Source organism: Streptomyces sp. NPDC006872, from assembly GCF_040635845.1.
Taxonomy (GTDB): domain Bacteria; phylum Actinomycetota; class Actinomycetes; order Streptomycetales; family Streptomycetaceae; genus Streptomyces.
The window spans coordinates 359,845-375,862 of sequence record NZ_JBEYIL010000001.1 but is presented as its reverse complement, the minus strand read 5'-3'; the positions used below and the strand labels follow the sequence as shown (position 1 = coordinate 375,862).

Here is a 16,018-nt window from a genome sequence, read left to right as displayed (position 1 = left end):
CGCAGCGCCGTCACCGCACGTGATCCCACATGCGGGCATCACAAAAGGTCACGGAAATGTATCGGGCATATCACCCATCAACCTTCACAGGAGCAGCACGAGTTGGCTACCGTTTCGGCAGGCCACACGGATCCCCACCGGCGAAACCTCGCCGAGCCGCACGGCCTCCGCCGAGTCCGGTTGCGCCCCTGTGCGGCGGCCGGAGCCGGGGACCCACCGAACCAAAGGAGTCGCCTCCCTTGGCGTCGCAGCACCGCAAGCCGCGCTCCGCGGGCACGCGCGTGGCGGGCATACGCACGCCCACCCTCGCCACCGCCGCCCTCACCTCCGTGGCCCTGCTCTCCCAGACGGCGGACGCCGCTCCGCAGGAGGACGGCAAGCCGAGCCTGGAAGAGGTCGAGAAGAAGGTCGACAACCTCTACCGCCAGGCGGAGTCGGCGACCGAGAAGTACAACTTCGCCAGTGAGAAGACGACCAAGAAGCGCGCCGCCGCGCCCGACACGGCGACGTTCCCGCAAGCGGACACCCCGCAGGAGCACGTCGACCGGAACCAGCCGACGAACCGGCTGACCGACCGTCAGAAAGGCACGGTCGCCGACTACGTCACCGAGCAGTCGGCGACGACGAAGCGCCAGGAGGCCACCGGGAGCCTCGCGACGCTCGCCGACTCGCCGGACGCGCTGAAGACCGCCAAGGCCACCGTCCAGAAGAAGCTCGGCGACGCGCGCGAGCTGCTGTCCCGGCTGACGGCCCAGGAGAACGCGCGCCTCGCGGCGATCGAGAAGCAGAAGCAGAACGAGGCCGCGCGCAAGGCGGCGGAGCTGGCCCAGCAGCAGGCGGCGGAGCTGGCCCGGCAGCAGGCGACAGAGCTCGCTCAACAGCAGGCGGCAGACCAGGCCGCGGCGCAGGCCGCCGCCCAGCAGGAGAGCGGCGGCGACTCGTCGAACGCGGGTTCCCCGTCCGCCTCCACCTCCGCCTCGCCCTCCGCGGACTCCCCGTACGCCACCAAGGCCGCGAAGGCGATCGCCTTCGCCCGCGCGCAGATCGGCAAGCCGTACGTCTGGGGTGCGACGGGCCCCGACTCCTACGACTGCTCCGGCCTCACCCAGGCCGTCTGGAAGGCCGCCGGCGTCACCCTCCCGCGCACCACCCACGACCAGGCGAAGGCCGGCACCAAGGTCTCCCTGACCGACGCCCGGCCCGGCGACCTGATCTTCTTCTACGACGACGTCAGCCACGCCGGCGTCTACATCGGCAACGGCATGATGATCCACGCCCCGAAGCCGGGTGCCTACGTGCGCGAGGAGTCGGTCCGCTACGACGGCGAGACGATCGTCCCCAGCGTGGTCCGCCCGGCCTGAGAACAGGCACACGCGCGTGGGCCTGGTTCGCGGGTACGCGCGCGTGAGCGTCTGTTCTCGGGCACACGCGCGTGGGCCGCACGCCCCCTCCCCCGCGCCCTGCACCCGCGCGTAATTCCACCCGCCCGCGCGCGAGCCCCGCACACCCGGCACACCGCGCTCCTTAGCATCGCCGCATGTCCGGCTCCCCAGCTCGTCCCACCCCTTCCCCCGAGCCCGCCCCCCGCTCCCCTTTCGGCCTCTGGTGGGCGCGGCGGCAGCCGGCCGCCGGGGCCGCTGTGATGGCGACCGGGATCCTGTCCATCGGCCTGCATCTGACGGACTACGAGACGCTGTCCCGCGTCGCCCTGGCGCTCGCGGGCGCCGCTTGGGTGGCGCTGGCGGCGGACTTCGTCGTGCGGCTGCTGCGCGAGCGCGAGCGGTGGCTGGCGGAGGCGGGCACGCCGGGGGCGCTGACCGCCGTGGCGGCGACGACCGTGCTCGGCACGCGCGTGTGCGTGCTCGGCCGGCAGACCCTGGCCGAGGTGCTGCTCGCGCTGTCGGCGGTGCTGTGGCCCGTGCTGCTGGCGACCGTCGTACGACGGTGGAGGCGGCGGATGCCCGGGGCGGTGTTCCTGGCCTGCGTGGCCACGCAGGGGCTCGCCCTGCTCGGCGCGGTCCTGGCGAAGGCGGAGGCGGCGGCCTGGCTCGCGCACACCGCGCTCGTGCTGTTCTGGCTCGGACTCGTGCTCTACGGCGTCGCCCTGGCCCTGTTCGACCTGCGGCAGGTGGCCGAGGGGGCCGGGGACCAGTGGGTGGCCGGCGGCGCGCTCGCCGTCTCGGCGCTCGCGGGGGCGAATCTCCTCACGGCCGAGGCCGGGGGCCTGTACCTGTGGAACGACGACGACACCGACGTCCTGCGCACGGTGACCGTCACGCTGCTCGTGCTCGCCCTGGCCTGGTACGCCGTCCTGCTCGTCGCCGAGGTGCGATGGCCGCGGCCCCGCTACGACGTGCGCCGCTGGGCGACGGTGTTCCCGATGGGGATGTCGGCCGCGGCGACCCTGTCCGTGGCCGCCGAAGTCGACGTCCCGTCGCTCGAGGGGCCCGGGGAGGTGCTGCTGTGGGTCGCGGTGGCGGCATGGCTGGCCGCGGCGGCCGTGACCGTGGCCGGCACCGCGCTCAGGTCCAGAGCACCGCGATGAAGACGTTCACCACGGTCAGCAGTCCGACCAGGCCGAACAGCGGCTTCTCCACCGTCTCGTCGTCCCGCTTCACATAGACGAGGCCGAGGATCACGATCAGCAGGGCCAGCTTCACGCCGATCTTGATGTTGTTGACGTGCTGGTCGTCCGCCTGGTTGAGGCCGACCAGGATCACGCCGGTGACCAGCATCGTGGCCGCGCCGTGGAGCATCGCCGGGACGAAGCGGGCCGTGCCCTGGCCCATCGCCTTCAGCTGCGTGAGGAAGCCGCCCAGCAGCGCGGCGATGCCGATGATGTGCAGTCCGACAAAAAGATGGATGAGTACGTCCATGAGGCCGGATGCTAGTCAGCCGCGGGTGCGCCGCCCGACACCGGCCCTCCCCACCCGACCGGACTTGCATATATGCGTCCCATAGCAGTCCGCCGCCCCGACGTGTCCCGAAAACGCCGTTTCGGTCAGCGCACCGCGTGAATCCGACGGCCGCGGTCCGGAATTTCGGACAGGTGTGGTCACCCGGCAGTCCGCTCGAGTCACTTCCGCACATCGCGTTACCCGACCGACACCACCGGGCCTAGCGTCCTCCCCCAGGTGACCGGCTCCCCACCGCCGCCCGGGCCAGGGGCGGCAGTCGGCCACCACCGCCGAGAAGGTCCGGCGGCGGCCCGCTCCCCCGTGCGGGCCGTCGCCGGACGCGTCAGCCGCTTCCCGGGCCGTCCGTCCGCTCCCCCACGACGGCCCCCAGGTCCCCCGGCGGCTGTCCCAACGGACGAGGCGGTCGTACGAAAGGACGTGCAGTCCCACGTGGCAGCGCACCGCAGGCCCCGACAACGCTCGCTCGGCGGCCAGACGGCCCGTACGGCGTTCACCCTCGCCCTCGCGGGCGCGGCGACGGCGACGGCCTTCGACGGGACCGGACAGGCCGAGCCGAACCTGACTCAGGCCGAGGTCAAGACGAAGGTGGCCAAGCTGTACCAGGAGGCGGAGGCAGCCACCGAGAAGTACAACGGCGCGCAGGAGAGGGCGACCGCGGCCGAGCAGCGGCTGGAGACGATCCGGGACGAGGCGGCGCGCAAGGAGGAGAAGCTCAACTCGGCGCGGGAGGCGCTGGGTTCGATGGCGGCGGCGCAGTACCGCAGCGCCGGACTCGACCCCGCCGTGCAGCTGGCGCTCTCCGACGACCCCGACGGCTATCTCGACGGCGCCGCCTTCGCCGAGCGGGCCGGCGACCGCCAGTCGGCCGCCGTCGCCCGGGTCCGCAGACAGCTGCGGGAGATCGAGCAGCTGCGCGGCGCCGCGCGCGTCGAACTGACCTCCCTCAAGGCGCGTCAGGCCGAACTGAAGACGCAGAAGGAGACCATCACCGGCAAGCTGGACGCGGCCCGCCGCCTGCTGTCCCAGCTGTCGGCGGCGGAGCGGGCCCGGATCGCCGAGGGGACGAGCGGCAGAACAGCCGCAGGCGCCGGCGACCGCGCCTCACGCACCTCCACGGGCGGACGCACCGACCTCCAGCCGCCCGGCTCCACCACCGTAGGAGCCCCCAACTCCCGTGCGGCCGCCGCCGTTTCCTACGCCTACTCCAAGCTCGGCAGCCCGTATGTGTGGGGCGCGACCGGACCGAACGCCTTCGACTGCTCGGGCCTCGTCCTGGCCTCGTACCGCTCCGCCGGCGTCTCCCTGCCCCGCACCACATACGCCCAGATCGGCGCCGGGCAGCGCGTCTCCCGCGCCGAACTCCTCCCGGGCGACCTGGTGTTCTTCTACTCCGGCATCACCCACGTCGGCCTCTACATCGGCGACGGCCAGATGATCCACGCCCCGAACCCGTCGGCCCCGGTGCGGGTGGCGCCGATCGACGAGATGCCCTTCGCGGGGGCGACACGGGTGGTGTGAGCCGACGAGCGACCCGGTGGGCGCACCCGGCCCGCTCCGGCCCGCTCCGGCCCGGCGTCACACCAGTCGCCGCGCCGTCGCCCACCGGGTGAGCTCGTGCCGGTTGGACAGCTGAAGCTTGCGCAGCACCGCCGAGACATGGGACTCGACCGTCTTGACGGAGATGAAGAGCTGCTTGGCGATCTCCTTGTAGGCATAACCGCGGGCGATGAGCCGCAGGACCTCACGCTCGCGCTGGGTGAGCCGGTCGAGGTCCTCGTCGACCGGCGGGGCGTCGGTCGAGGCGAAGGCGTCCAGGACGAACCCGGCGAGGCGAGGCGAGAAGACGGCGTCGCCCTCCTGCACCCGGAACACGGAGTTCACCAGGTCCGTACCGGTGATCGTCTTGGTGACGTAGCCCCGGGCGCCGCCGCGGATCACCCCGATGACGTCCTCCGCCGCGTCCGACACGGACAGGGCGAGGAAGCGCACCGGCTGCTCGGCGTCGGCCATCAACGGGGCGCAGCGGCGCAGCACTTCGACCCCGCCGCCGCCGGGCAGGTGGACGTCCAGGAGGACCACCTCGGGCCGGGTCGCGGTGATGACCGTGACCGCCTGGTCGACGTCCGCCGCCTCACCGACGACCTCGACGCCGGTCTGCTCGGTCTGGCCGATCTCGGCCTGCACACCGGTGCGGAACATACGGTGGTCGTCGACGAGGACCACGCGCACATGGCGCCCGCTCGTCGTCTCGCCGGAGGCCTTCGCCGGCTCGGCCGACTCCGCCGCTCCCGCCGTGCCGTTCGTCTCGGTCGGGTCGCTCATGACGTGTTCTCCACCCTCTCCATCTCCAGCTCGACCTCCGTGCCGCCGCCCGGGACCGCCCGCAGCCGCGCCGTGCCGCCGTGGCGCTCCATGCGGCCGATGATCGATTCTCTGACGCCCATGCGGTCGGCGGGTATCGAGTCGAGGTCGAAGCCGGGTCCGCGGTCCCGGACGGACACGAAGACCGTCCTTCCCTCGACTTCGGCGTAGACCTGCACGGCGCCGCCCTCGCCACCGTACTTGGCCGCGTTCACCATCGCCTCGCGCGCGGCCTGCATCTGTGCGCCCACCCGTTCGTCGAGCGGGCAGTCCCCGACGACCACGACCTCGATGGGGACGCCGTGCTTGTCCTCGACCTCGGCGGCGTTGCGGCGCACCGCGTCGGCGACCGTGGTCGGCTCGTCGGCCTCCTCCTTTCCGGTGCCCTCGGGTTTGTAGAGCCAGGTGCGCAGGTCGCGCTCCTGGGCGCGGGCGAGGCGGCGCACCTCGCCGGCGTTCTCCGCGTTGCGCTGGATCAGGGTGAGGGTGTGCAGCACCGAGTCGTGGACATGGGCGGCGACCTCCGCACGCTCCTGGGCGCGGATGCGCATCAGGCGCTCCTCGGAGAGGTCCTGGGTCATACGGACCAGGTAGGGACCGGCGAGGAGCGTGATGCCGACGAGGACCGCGAGGGCCGCCTGGAGAACCGAGCCGAGGTGGGCGGCCGAGCCCTGCAGGACGAAGATGCCGGAGACGCCGGCCGTGACCAGCAGGACGCCGGCGCCCGCGCGCAGGAGCGTGAGCGTACGGCGTCTGCGGCCGACCTCGACCCAGCGGGCCCGGCGCGCGTTGTCCGCCTGTCTCCAGACGAGGGCGACGCCCGCGCCGACGAGGACGGCGGGCAGCAGATACGCCTTGGCGCCGGTGCCCAGGTTCACATTGCCGACGAAGACCATGGCGACGACGACCATGAGGAGCAGGGCGACGATCTGCCCCTTGTCGGGTTTGCGGGCGACGAGCCTGCGGCGGCCGTCGGGCGCGGTCTCGGTGGCGACCAGCGCCGGGGGTTTCTGGTCGCCGACACCGCCGACCCCGAGCGGCACGAAGAACCAGAAGGCCGCGTAGAGCAGGGCGCCGAGGCCGTCCGCCATGAACAGGCCGGCGAAGACGAGCCGCACCCACACGACGGGCAGCCCGAGATGCCCGGCGAGCCCCCGCGCCACGCCACCCAGCCAGCGTCCGTCGCTGCTGCGGTAGAGCTTGCGCGGCGGCCGCGGTTCGACGAGTGGCGCTGTTGCGGCTTCCGGCATGCCAACGATGGTCACACGGGCGGTCGGCCCGGGCATCAGGGTTCGTCCCCGAGAGGCCCCTGATCTTCCGGGCCGCCGCACGTCGAACGCCTCCCCTGCCCCGGATCAGGGCCGATATCAGGGTCCGACCAGGGTCGTTCCGACTGCCGCGAGGGCGGCTCGCCCGCCACCATGGACTCATGACAGATCACCAGCACGCCGCGGACGCCGAGCCCGACGGGGGCACCGCGCCCGACGCGGCCGCCCCGTCCCCCGGCGTCTCGGGCACGGCCGGTGAAAAGCCTCGCGCGCACGGAGAACACGGAGAACACGGAGGGCCTGGCGAGCAAGGAGTCCGCGAAGGACCCGGCCCGTCCGAGGGAACGGAGGCGCGGACCGTGGTCGAGGCGGCCACCGAGGCCGCGACAGCCGCCGCGATCGCCGACCGGGCTGCGGCCGCGGCAGCAGCCGATAGCGGTTCAGAGACCGGTAGCGGTTCAGAGAGAGGAACAAGCTCAGCGGGAGGTGCCGAGGCACCAGGGGCGGCGGGAGCGGGATCGGGAGCACCGGGCGCACCCGGCACTCCGGAAGGCGCCGAAGCGACCGGCCCCCCGCCCGGATTCCGGCGGGACCGCGAACACAAGATGCTCGCCGGTGTGTGCGCGGGTCTCGGGCGGCACTGCGACATGGACCCGGTGATCTTCCGGATCACGCTCGCCGTGCTCTCCGCGACCGGCGGCATCGGCCTCATCTTCTACGGCTTCGCCTGGCTCTTCGTCCCGTACGCCGACAACGGGCAGAACGAGGTGCGCAAGCTTCTGACCGGACGGGTCGACGGCCAGGCTCTCGCGGCCGTGCTGTTCGCGCTGGTCGGCTGCGGGGTGTTCCTGTCGATGCTGAACAACGGCAGCGTGCTGACCTTCGCCGTGGTTCTCTCCCTGCTCCTCGCGGGCGCCGGGTACTGGTCCCGGCAGCGGGACTCCTCCGACCCCGACCCGCTGGCCGCCCAGGCCGTGGCCGACGCACCGCCGGAGGCCCAGGCGCCGCCGGTGCCCGCCGCCTACCTCTCCTGGTGGCGCGACCCCATCGTCAAGGACGGCACGCACGACGGCGGCACCGGCTATCTGTGGGGCCCCTGGGACGCCCACGGCCGGGACATCACAGCGACCGTCAGAGTCGACCTCGCCGGCCACCGGCGCCGCCCCGATGACATACGCACCGCGCGCGAGGCATACACCGGACCGCGCGGCCCCCGCTGGATCGGCGGCTGGGTCTTTCTGCTCGCCGTGCTGGCGGGCGGCCTCGCCACCCGGCTCACCTGGGACGACCATCCGCTCGGCACCAGCCTGCAGGCCGGCCTGGCGGCCGCGCTCATCGTGCTCGGCGGCGGCATCGCGATCAGCTCGTTCCTGGGGCGGACGGGCGCGGGGTCGGTGTTCCTGGCGATCGTCACAGCGGGCCTGCTGGCCTGCACGGCTGCCCTGCCGAAGGACATCGGCACGCACTGGACGAACACGACCTGGCGGCCCACGGCGGTGGCGGAGGTGCGGACGGCCTACGACCTGGGCACCGGCGAGGGCACCCTGGACCTGTCCCGGCTGGACCTGGCCAAGGGGCAGACGGTGAGCACCAACGCCGAGGTGGGGGCGGGCCGGCTGCGGGTGATCGTGCCGCCGGACGTGATCGTGAAGGTGAGGATCGACGTGGGGCTGGGAGACGTCCAGCTGCCCGGCGACGACGAGAAGGACGTGGACGTGGAGCCGGGCAAGCACAAGGAGGTGACCCTGCAGCCGGTCTCCGGCAAGGCGGACGCGGGGACCATCGACCTCGACCTCCAGGTCGGAGTGGGACAGGCGGAGGTGGCCCGTGCTGCGTCATGAGTTCCGGCCCGGCAGGCTGGTCGCCGGCGTCTTCTTCACCCTCGCCGGCGTCATCTACGTGGGGGACGCGGGCGGCGCCTGGGAGACGCCGTGGTTCGTGGTGATCCCGGTCGTCATGGCCGGCCTCTTCCTGGCGGGCGCGACGGGCGTGGTGGCCGGGAGCATCCGCAGACGACGCGGCCCGTCCCGCCGGACCGCTCCGCCCACGGACACCGGCACGAGCACAACGCCCCCGACCCAAGGGGCCAGGGGTCCAAGGGGCCAGGGGGCCGGCTAAGCGGGTCGGGCGAAGTCGGCTGCGGTTCGGCAGCACCCTGAAGGGGCGCGGGGAACTGCGCGACGAGCGACGATGGCGCCGCAGCGCAACGACGGCACAGCGCGGCACTTCCAGCGGAGCGCTTAGCTCAGGTCGCCCGCACGCTGCCGTCGCCGGGAGCGCCAGACCGCGTCGAGGGAGAGGACGGGAGCACCGGCGAGGATGAAGGGCAGCCAGGCCATGAGGTAGGGGAGGTCGTTGCCGTAGTAGTAGGGATCCGAGGCCCAGCTCACCGTCAGCCACAGGCTGAGCGAGATCAGCGCGCCGCCGAGCGCGGCGATCCGGGTGAGGACGCCCAGCAGGGCGCCGATGCCGACGGCGAGTTCGCCGAAGGCCATGGCGTAGCCGAAGGCGACGGGGTTGTTCAGGGCCATGTCGACCAGGGCCGGGATGGCCGAGGAGTCACGGACGGCCCGCATGGTCTCGCCGATCGAGCCGGCCCCGCTGTCCTTCAGGAAGGCGCTGTCGGTGAGTTTGTCGAGGCCGGCGTAGATGAAGGTGACGCCGAGGAAGATGCGCAGGGGAAGGAGGGCGTACCGGGCGGCGGTGTCCCGCCAGTCGCCGCCACCGTCGAGATAGGGGGGGTAGCTGTCCGTCCGCATGCCGTGAGTCATCGCCCGTAGCCGCCTCTCGCCCGCAGTGGTGGGACCCCTCAACAGACCATACGTACGAAATGGGGGGTGCGCTCAACTGTTGACACGGCTTCTGCGCCCCACGGATTCACTCAGCCGCACCGATTCACACGACCGTGCCGACTCACACCGCCGCGCCGACCGCCGCGCCGACCGCCGGTATCACCGCCAGGATCACCGCCGGGATCACTCCGTGACGTCGATCGCGTAGCGGTTCGTCTCCGCTCCTGCCGCGGTGACGACCTGGACGTCCAGGCGGCCCGGTTCCACGTCCACCGGGACGGGGACGGTGAGGACTGCGTCGGTGGGGTTGCTGAAGCCGCCCGTGACCGGGACGAGGGGGACATGGACGTGGACCGGGCCGATACGGACGACCATCCGGGACAGGCGGTCGGCGGTCTGCGCGCCGGGCGGGACGAAACCGGCGCCGCGGATCTCGATGTCGTCGCCGGTGCGGATCGGGGCGTCCAGGTCGCCGGCCTCGCGGGAGCGGACGACGGAGAGGATGACGGGGCGGCCTCCCTCGGCGTACTTGCCGGCGAGGTAGGTCGCGGCGGAGACCAGGACCACGACCGCCAGACCCCAGGGCAGGTCGGGCAGCTGGTCGGGCCGGCGGGCCAGCCGGACCGCGGCGAAGGCGAGGGCGACGGCGCCGATCACGACGTACTGGATGTCGGCGAAGGTGCCGCGGCCGGCGTCGTCGGTGAGCAGGTCGGCGGCCCGGGGCCGGTGGGCGCGGACCTTCTGGAGCCGTTGGGCGAGGACGCGCAGGCCGACCACCCGGCGTACCAGCACCGCGATCCCGCAGACCACGGCGAGGACGGTCACCACGCCGGCGCCCCGGGCCAGGTCGAGCCCGGCGATCAGCGCGTCGCGTTCGGCGTGGCCGGAGGCGGCGGCGAGCCGGCCCACCAGGACCAGCACCGCATAGGCCACGAGCAGCACCCAGGCGGCGGCGACCGCACGGGAGGTGGAGAGGCGGTTGTCCTCGCCGATCACGGGCGCGAGCGCGCCGCCGCGCGCCCGGTGGAACCAGGAGGCGGCGGTCAGCGCGCCGGCGACGACGAGGGCGGCGAGGAGTCCGGCGGTGCGGGCGCTGGTCCAGCCCGCGCCGATGGCGGTCAGCGACTGGACCAGCAACAGCACGACGACCGCCGCCCACACGGTGACCGCCGTGCGGAGCCAGAGCCGGGTCAGCCAGGCCTCGCCCTCGGCGCGGCCGCGTTCGGCGACGAGCTCCGCGGACTGCGCCAGCTCCTCGGAGACCCACTGGCGCGAGGCGGAGGCCGAGTGCGCGACGGCGGCCGGCAGGCCCTGTCCGGCCGCGAACTCCTCCCGTTTCACCAAGAACGCGGCCACCGCGCGCCGATGCCCCTCGCGCGCCCCGTGCGGGCAGTCCCCGCACGCACAACCGCCGTCGTGCGCACCCGCTCCCGCACCCGTTCCCGGGCCGGGATTCACGCCCTGTCTCGCCTCCTGAACCGCCACGTCCGACGCCTGCCTTCCCGGCTACCCGATCGGATGGCGGCCTTTGTGGGACCCCGTGCGGACCCCTGCCGCCACCCTGTGAACAACTCCCCTGCGATGACTGCGAATTGTGCCCTACGCCACACCCTCCGTTTCCGCCAGGTCTGGTCAGCGCGGGTGAAGCCGCGTGGGCAGTGTTGACCCGGCTGCGAGAATTCCCGTATGGCCGAGATCATCCAGCGTGACGGGACCTGGGCCTTCGACGGCACAACGGTCAGGATCACGCCGGGGCTGCACCGCTCCGTGCCGCTGTTCCGGCAGACGTACGGGGAGATCGCCGTGCCCCTGGAGGCGGTCGCCGGGATCGTCTACGAGCCCGAACGCAGGCGCGGCAGGCTGCGGATGCGGCTGCGCGAGGGGGCCGATCCGCTGTTGCAGGCGACCGGCGGCCGGCTGCCCGACGCGGCCGACCCTTACCGGCTCACCGTGGACATCGACCGCTCCGGGGTCGCGGAGTACCTCGCCGAGGAGATCCGGCACGCACTGCTGCTGGACCAGATCCCGGGCGAGCCGACCAAGGCCTACCTCCTGCCGGGTCCGCCGGTCCCGGTGTCCGTGCGCTCCTCCGACGGCATCGTCTCCTTCGACGGGATCCAGGTGCGGATCGACTGGGCCGACACCTCGGACCGGGTGAAGCGGGCGACCGGGCCACGGGTGATGAACGTCCGCGACGTCGTGCAGGTCGAGTGGCTGCCCAACTCCGGCTACGAGGATGGTTTCCTGCGCTTTGTGACCCGCGAGACGGTGTTCTCGAAACTGCCCGCGGAGAAGGATCCGTATGCCCTGGACCTGTGGGGCAACGTGAGCCGCGACCTGCTCACCGCGCTGGTGGCGACCGCGGTCACGGCCCGTCTCCCGCATCCCTCGGCGCGCCCGCCTGCCGACGACGAACACGCGGACGAATACGCGGACGGACAAGCGGACAGACACCGACGCGGACACGGAGACGGACATCGGCGCGAGGACGCGGACCGCAGGCGTCGACTCACCGCCTCCGTCCCGCCCCCGGCCGACCACCACGACGTACTGCTGCGTCGCCTGCGCGAGTTGGGCGAGCTGCACCGGGCCGGGGTGCTCACGGACGAGGAGTTCGCCCGCACGAAGGCGGTCGTGCTCCGCGGCTTCTAGCGCAGGCGACAGCTCGACAGGGCGCAGGCGTCAGCTCAACAGGTCCGGCTCGCTGCGGCTGATGTCCTGCCACAGCGGCTGGTAGTTGATCCACGCCACGAGGTCGCCGCCGAGCTGTTCGCGGGTCGCCGTGGCCGCCCGGTGGTCGATCAGGATCGGCCGGCCCGCCGCCCGCGCGGTCAGCTGGACCTGGCTGGAGCGTTCCATCGACACGAACCACCAGGCGGCCGCGTCCACGGAGTCGCCGACCGTGAGCAGCCCGTGGTTGCGCAGCACGAGCGCCTTGCGGGAGCCGAGCGCGGTCGCGATGCGCCGTCCCTCCTCCGCGTCGACGGCCACGCCGGTGTAGGCGTCGTAGAGGGCGTGGTCCTCGTAGAACGCGCAGCTCTCCTGGGTGATGGGGTCCAGCAGCTCGCCGAGTGCGGCGAGGGCGCGGCCGTGCACCGAGTGGCAGTGGGCGACGGCGACGACGTCCGGGCGGGCGGCGTGGACCTGGGCGTGCACGGTGAAGGCGGCCTGGTTGACGTGGTAGCGGCCCTCGACGACCTGACCGTCGGCGTTGGCCAGCACCAGGTCGCTCACCGTGACGTGCTTGAAGGGCATCCCGAACGGGTTGACCCAGAAGCAGTCGTCGAACTCCGGGTCGCGGGCGGTGATGTGTCCGGAGACGCCGTCCTCGAAGCCGAGCCGCCCGAAGAGCCGCACCGCCCCCGCCAGCCGTTCCTTGCGGTGCCGGCGCTCGTCCTCCACCGAGTCGTGCATCGGCGGCATGGCGAACTGCAGCCGGTCGGTGGGCAGCGGGGCAGGCGGTGTGGGCCCGTGCATCGGTCCTCCAGCACTGGGTGGGTTTACGACGCGGAAGTTACCGTCGGTCAGTGCAAAAGGGCAGAGCCGTTATGCAAAGATGACGATTTCCGTCACCTTCGGAGTACAACTTGAGCCTCGCCGACCGACACGTCACCGCCCTCATGCGTCAGATCACGACGCGAAACGATATCGAGCTCGTCCATCCCTTCGCGGAGCTGGAGACGATCGGCGCGCTGGTCTACGTGGCCGAGTGCTACGGCTTCCGGTACGAGAGGGTGCGCCTCGTCGGCAAGCACCGCATCATGCACGTCCAGCTGGTCCGCGACCCCGGCGCCTGGGCGCGGCAGCGGGCCGCGGCGAACTCGGCCGCCTTCCCCGACCCGGGCCCCGGTCGCCCGGTGCCGGGCATGTACCTGGGCTCGCTCACCCCGGTCCCCGAAATACAGGCGGACGTCGAGGTGATCACGGCGCTCATCCGCTACGACGGTCTCGGCGCGGCTGCCAACCGTAAGCAGCTGCTGGCCATCGGCTGGGGCTCGGCGGTGCTGTTCCTGTTGATGGCCGTGCTGACCGGCAAGTACGCCGTCCTGCTCCCGCTGGCCGTGCTGATGCCGCTGTTCATGCTGGGCTCGCTCCGGGTCAACGCGAGCCGGCGCGCGAAGCTGGCCCAGCGGCTGACGGCGGCGGGGTGCACGCCGGTCCGGGACGCGTCGGGCCGCGAGCGGTTCGTCCGGCCGGTGCCGAGCACGGCGTGAACGCGCAGGCCCCGGACACGTCGAACACGCCGGACACCTCGGATACACCGGACACCTCGGATACCTCGGATACCTGACAGAAGATGTCGGGTATCGGGGTCAGACTCGGCACATGGCATCGAACTGGGCGGCGTTCGCCGCAGCCGAACCCGAACTCGCGACGACCGCCGAGGACCGCTTCGGCGCCTTCACCCACCATGTCCTCGCCACCCTCCGCAAGGACGGCTCCCCCCGCACCACCGGCATCGAGGTCCGCTTCCTCGGCGGTGAGCTGTGGCTCGGCATGATGCCGGACTCGCTCAAGGCCCTCGACCTGCGCCGGGACCCGCGTTTCGCGCTCCAGGCGAACCCCGGGGAGGGGCAGTCCATGGGCGGGGGCGATGTACGGATCGCGGGGCGGGCGATCGAGGTCGAGGACCGCGAGACGAAGGCCGGATACCGCGAAGAGGTGGAACCGCCGGAGCCGTTCCACCTCTTCCGCACCGAGCTGACGGAGGTCGTGCGGACCTACGTCGAGGACGAGACGTATCTCGTCGTGCAGGTCTGGAAGCCCGGTGCCCCGCTGCGCACGATCAAGCGCAAGTAGGGGCTACTCCCACTCGATCGTGCCCGGCGGCTTCGACGTCACGTCGACGACCACACGGTTGACGTCGGCGACCTCGTTGGTGATCCGGGTCGAGATCCTCGCCAGGACGTCGTACGGCAGGCGCGACCAGTCGGCCGTCATGGCGTCCTCGCTGGACACCGGGCGCAGGACGATCGGGTGGCCGTAGGTGCGGCCGTCGCCCTGGACGCCGACGCTGCGGACGTCCGCCAGGAGGACCACGGGGCACTGCCAGATCTCGCGGTCGAGACCGGCCGCCGTCAGCTCCTCACGGGCGATGGCGTCGGCGTCGCGCAGCAGGTCCAGCCGCTCCTTGGTGACCTCGCCGACGATCCGGATGCCCAGGCCGGGGCCCGGGAACGGCTGGCGCTGGACGATCTCCTCCGGGAGCCCGAGCTCCTGGCCGACCATCCGCACCTCGTCCTTGAACAGCTTGCGCAGCGGCTCGATGAGCTGGAACTCGAGGTCCTCCGGCAGGCCGCCCACATTGTGGTGGGACTTGATGTTCGCGGTGCCGGTGCCGCCGCCGGACTCGACGACGTCCGGGTACAGCGTGCCCTGGACCAGGAATTCCACGGCCGGACCCGCGTCCGCGACGATCTCCGCCTGGGCCTGCTCGAAGACGCGGATGAACTCGCGGCCGATGATCTTCCGCTTCTCCTCGGGGTCGGAGACCCCGGCGAGCGCGCCGAGGAAGCGCTCCTCCGCGTCGACGACGACGAGCTGGACGCCGGTCGCGGCCACGAAGTCCTTCTCGACCTGCTCGGTCTCGCCCTTGCGCATCAGACCGTGGTCGACGTACACGCAGGTCAGCTGGGAGCCGATGGCCTTCTGCACGAGGGCCGCGGCGACCGCCGAGTCCACGCCGCCGGAGAGGCCGCAGATGGCGCGCTTGTCGCCGACCTGCTCGCGGATCGCGGCGACCTGCTCCTCGATGACGTTGCCGGTCGTCCAGGACGGAGTGAGGCCCGCGCCGCGGTAGAGGAAGTGCTCCAGGACCTGCTGGCCGTGCGTGGAGTGCATGACCTCGGGGTGGTACTGGACGCCGTAGAGCTTCTTCTCGTCGTTCTCGAAGGCGGCGACCGGGACGACGTCCGTGGCGGCGCTGACGGTGAAGCCCTCGGGGGCGGCGGAGCAGGCGTCGCCGTGCGACATCCACACGGCCTGCTCGGCGGGGGTGCCCTCGAAGAGGGTGGACGACGTCCTCGACACATGGAGATCGGTGCGGCCGTACTCACGGGCGCCGGTGTTGTCGACGGTGCCGCCGAGCGTCTGCGCCATCAGCTGGAAGCCGTAGCACATGCCGAAGACGGGGACGCCGGCTTCGAAGATCTCGCGGTCGAGGCGGGGGGCGCCCTCCTCGTACACGGACGAGGGGCCGCCGGAGAGGATGATCGCCGCCGGGTTCTTGGCGAGCATCTCCTGGACCGGCATGGTGCTCGGCACGATCTCGCTGTAGACCCGCGCCTCGCGGACTCGACGGGCGATGAGCTGGGCATACTGCGCGCCGAAGTCGACGACCAGGACGGTGTCGGGGGCGGCGGCAGTAGGAGTCGCTGATGACACGGGAGCCTTCCGGCGGTGGGGCGGGGGTCTGTGTGTACCGCCGATTCTACCGAGCCGGGCGTCCGGACGGTCCCGGTGCCGAAGGCTCCGCCCCCGGCCCCCCGGACTCCGCGCACCCCCGGCCCCTCCGGACTCCCCGGTCCATGCCCAGGGAGCCGTGGCATACTGCCTCCATGCGCAAGCTCACGTCCTTCGTCTTTACCTATGGCAACCGGCCCACCGGCTGCCATGGTCGTGCTGCTTGAGCAACTGACAAGCGACTTCCCAGGCGCCCCGGGCCGACAAGGCCCGGGGC

The 16,018-nt window shown here is 72.2% G+C and carries 15 protein-coding genes; 8 read left to right on the top strand and 7 right to left on the bottom strand.

The window, feature by feature from the left end; genetic code table 11:
* Positions 1–239: 239 nt before the first annotated feature.
* Together ABZ725_RS01795 and ABZ725_RS01790 are read left to right on the top strand one after the other, a co-directional pair.
* Positions 240–1,361, top strand: coding sequence for an NlpC/P60 family protein (locus ABZ725_RS01795; protein WP_358800850.1), 1,122 nt, complete (start codon positions 240–242; stop codon positions 1,359–1,361).
* A gap of 176 nt (positions 1,362–1,537) precedes the next feature.
* Positions 1,538–2,545, top strand: a complete 1,008-nt coding sequence (locus ABZ725_RS01790; protein WP_358800849.1) for a tellurite resistance/C4-dicarboxylate transporter family protein — start codon at positions 1,538–1,540, stop codon at positions 2,543–2,545.
* On the opposite strand, the gene ABZ725_RS01785 is transcribed toward ABZ725_RS01790, so the two are convergent.
* Complete coding sequence (locus tag ABZ725_RS01785) at positions 2,523–2,876, bottom strand: hypothetical protein (RefSeq protein ID WP_358800848.1); 354 nt, start codon at positions 2,874–2,876, stop codon at positions 2,523–2,525. The two genes, ABZ725_RS01790 and ABZ725_RS01785, sit on opposite strands and share 23 nt — an antisense overlap.
* A 471-nt stretch (positions 2,877–3,347) precedes the next feature.
* Here ABZ725_RS01785 and ABZ725_RS01780 point away from each other — a divergent pair, with 471 nt between their 5' ends.
* The gene (locus ABZ725_RS01780) at positions 3,348–4,436 is read left to right on the top strand and encodes an NlpC/P60 family protein (protein ID WP_358800847.1); all 1,089 of its coding nucleotides are present in this window, start codon (positions 3,348–3,350) and stop codon (positions 4,434–4,436) included.
* A gap of 57 nt (positions 4,437–4,493) precedes the next feature.
* Here ABZ725_RS01780 and ABZ725_RS01775 read toward each other — a convergent pair whose 3' ends face one another.
* Positions 4,494–5,240 (bottom strand): response regulator transcription factor, encoded by a 747-nt coding sequence (locus ABZ725_RS01775; protein ID WP_358800846.1) that lies wholly within the window; start codon positions 5,238–5,240, stop codon positions 4,494–4,496.
* A complete protein-coding gene (locus ABZ725_RS01770) occupies positions 5,237–6,529 on the bottom strand; it encodes a PspC domain-containing protein (protein ID WP_351908565.1) in 1,293 nt (430 codons plus the stop codon). Before ABZ725_RS01770 ends, ABZ725_RS01775 begins: the two co-directional genes overlap by 4 nt.
* 179 nt (positions 6,530–6,708) lie before the next feature.
* On the opposite strand from ABZ725_RS01770, the gene ABZ725_RS01765 reads away from it, so the two are divergent.
* Together ABZ725_RS01765 and ABZ725_RS01760 are read left to right on the top strand one after the other, a co-directional pair.
* Positions 6,709–8,388, top strand: a complete 1,680-nt coding sequence (locus ABZ725_RS01765) for a PspC domain-containing protein (RefSeq protein WP_358800845.1) — start codon at positions 6,709–6,711, stop codon at positions 8,386–8,388.
* Entirely contained in the window at positions 8,375–8,665 is a 291-nt protein-coding gene (locus ABZ725_RS01760; protein ID WP_358800844.1) for a hypothetical protein, read from the top strand. The genes ABZ725_RS01765 and ABZ725_RS01760 overlap by 14 nt, the downstream gene beginning before the upstream one ends.
* A gap of 122 nt (positions 8,666–8,787) precedes the next feature.
* Here the strand turns inward: ABZ725_RS01760 and ABZ725_RS01755 are convergent, their stop codons facing one another.
* Positions 8,788–9,318, bottom strand: a complete 531-nt coding sequence (locus tag ABZ725_RS01755) for a DoxX family protein (protein WP_358800843.1) — start codon at positions 9,316–9,318, stop codon at positions 8,788–8,790.
* A gap of 204 nt (positions 9,319–9,522) precedes the next feature.
* Positions 9,523–10,824, bottom strand: coding sequence for a hypothetical protein (locus tag ABZ725_RS01750; RefSeq protein WP_358800842.1), 1,302 nt, complete (start codon positions 10,822–10,824; stop codon positions 9,523–9,525).
* Between the two features lie 201 nt (positions 10,825–11,025).
* Between ABZ725_RS01750 and ABZ725_RS01745 the strand changes: the two genes are divergently transcribed.
* Positions 11,026–11,991, top strand: a complete 966-nt coding sequence (locus ABZ725_RS01745; RefSeq protein ID WP_358800841.1) for a DUF4429 domain-containing protein — start codon at positions 11,026–11,028, stop codon at positions 11,989–11,991.
* 30 nt (positions 11,992–12,021) lie between these two features.
* Here ABZ725_RS01745 and ABZ725_RS01740 read toward each other — a convergent pair whose 3' ends face one another.
* A complete protein-coding gene (locus ABZ725_RS01740; protein WP_358800840.1) occupies positions 12,022–12,816 on the bottom strand; it encodes a class II aldolase/adducin family protein in 795 nt (264 codons plus the stop codon).
* A 110-nt stretch (positions 12,817–12,926) separates the two neighbouring features.
* On the opposite strand from ABZ725_RS01740, the gene ABZ725_RS01735 reads away from it, so the two are divergent.
* Together ABZ725_RS01735 and ABZ725_RS01730 are read left to right on the top strand one after the other, a co-directional pair.
* Positions 12,927–13,553, top strand: coding sequence for a hypothetical protein (locus tag ABZ725_RS01735; RefSeq protein ID WP_358800839.1), 627 nt, complete (start codon positions 12,927–12,929; stop codon positions 13,551–13,553).
* 112 nt (positions 13,554–13,665) lie between these two features.
* Positions 13,666–14,139, top strand: coding sequence for a pyridoxamine 5'-phosphate oxidase family protein (locus ABZ725_RS01730; protein ID WP_358800838.1), 474 nt, complete (start codon positions 13,666–13,668; stop codon positions 14,137–14,139).
* Between the two features lie 3 nt (positions 14,140–14,142).
* Here ABZ725_RS01730 and guaA read toward each other — a convergent pair whose 3' ends face one another.
* On the bottom strand, positions 14,143–15,723 hold the full coding sequence (gene guaA, locus ABZ725_RS01725; RefSeq protein WP_358800837.1) for a glutamine-hydrolyzing GMP synthase: 1,581 nt from the start codon (positions 15,721–15,723) through the stop codon (positions 14,143–14,145).
* Positions 15,724–16,018: the final 295 nt, after the last annotated feature.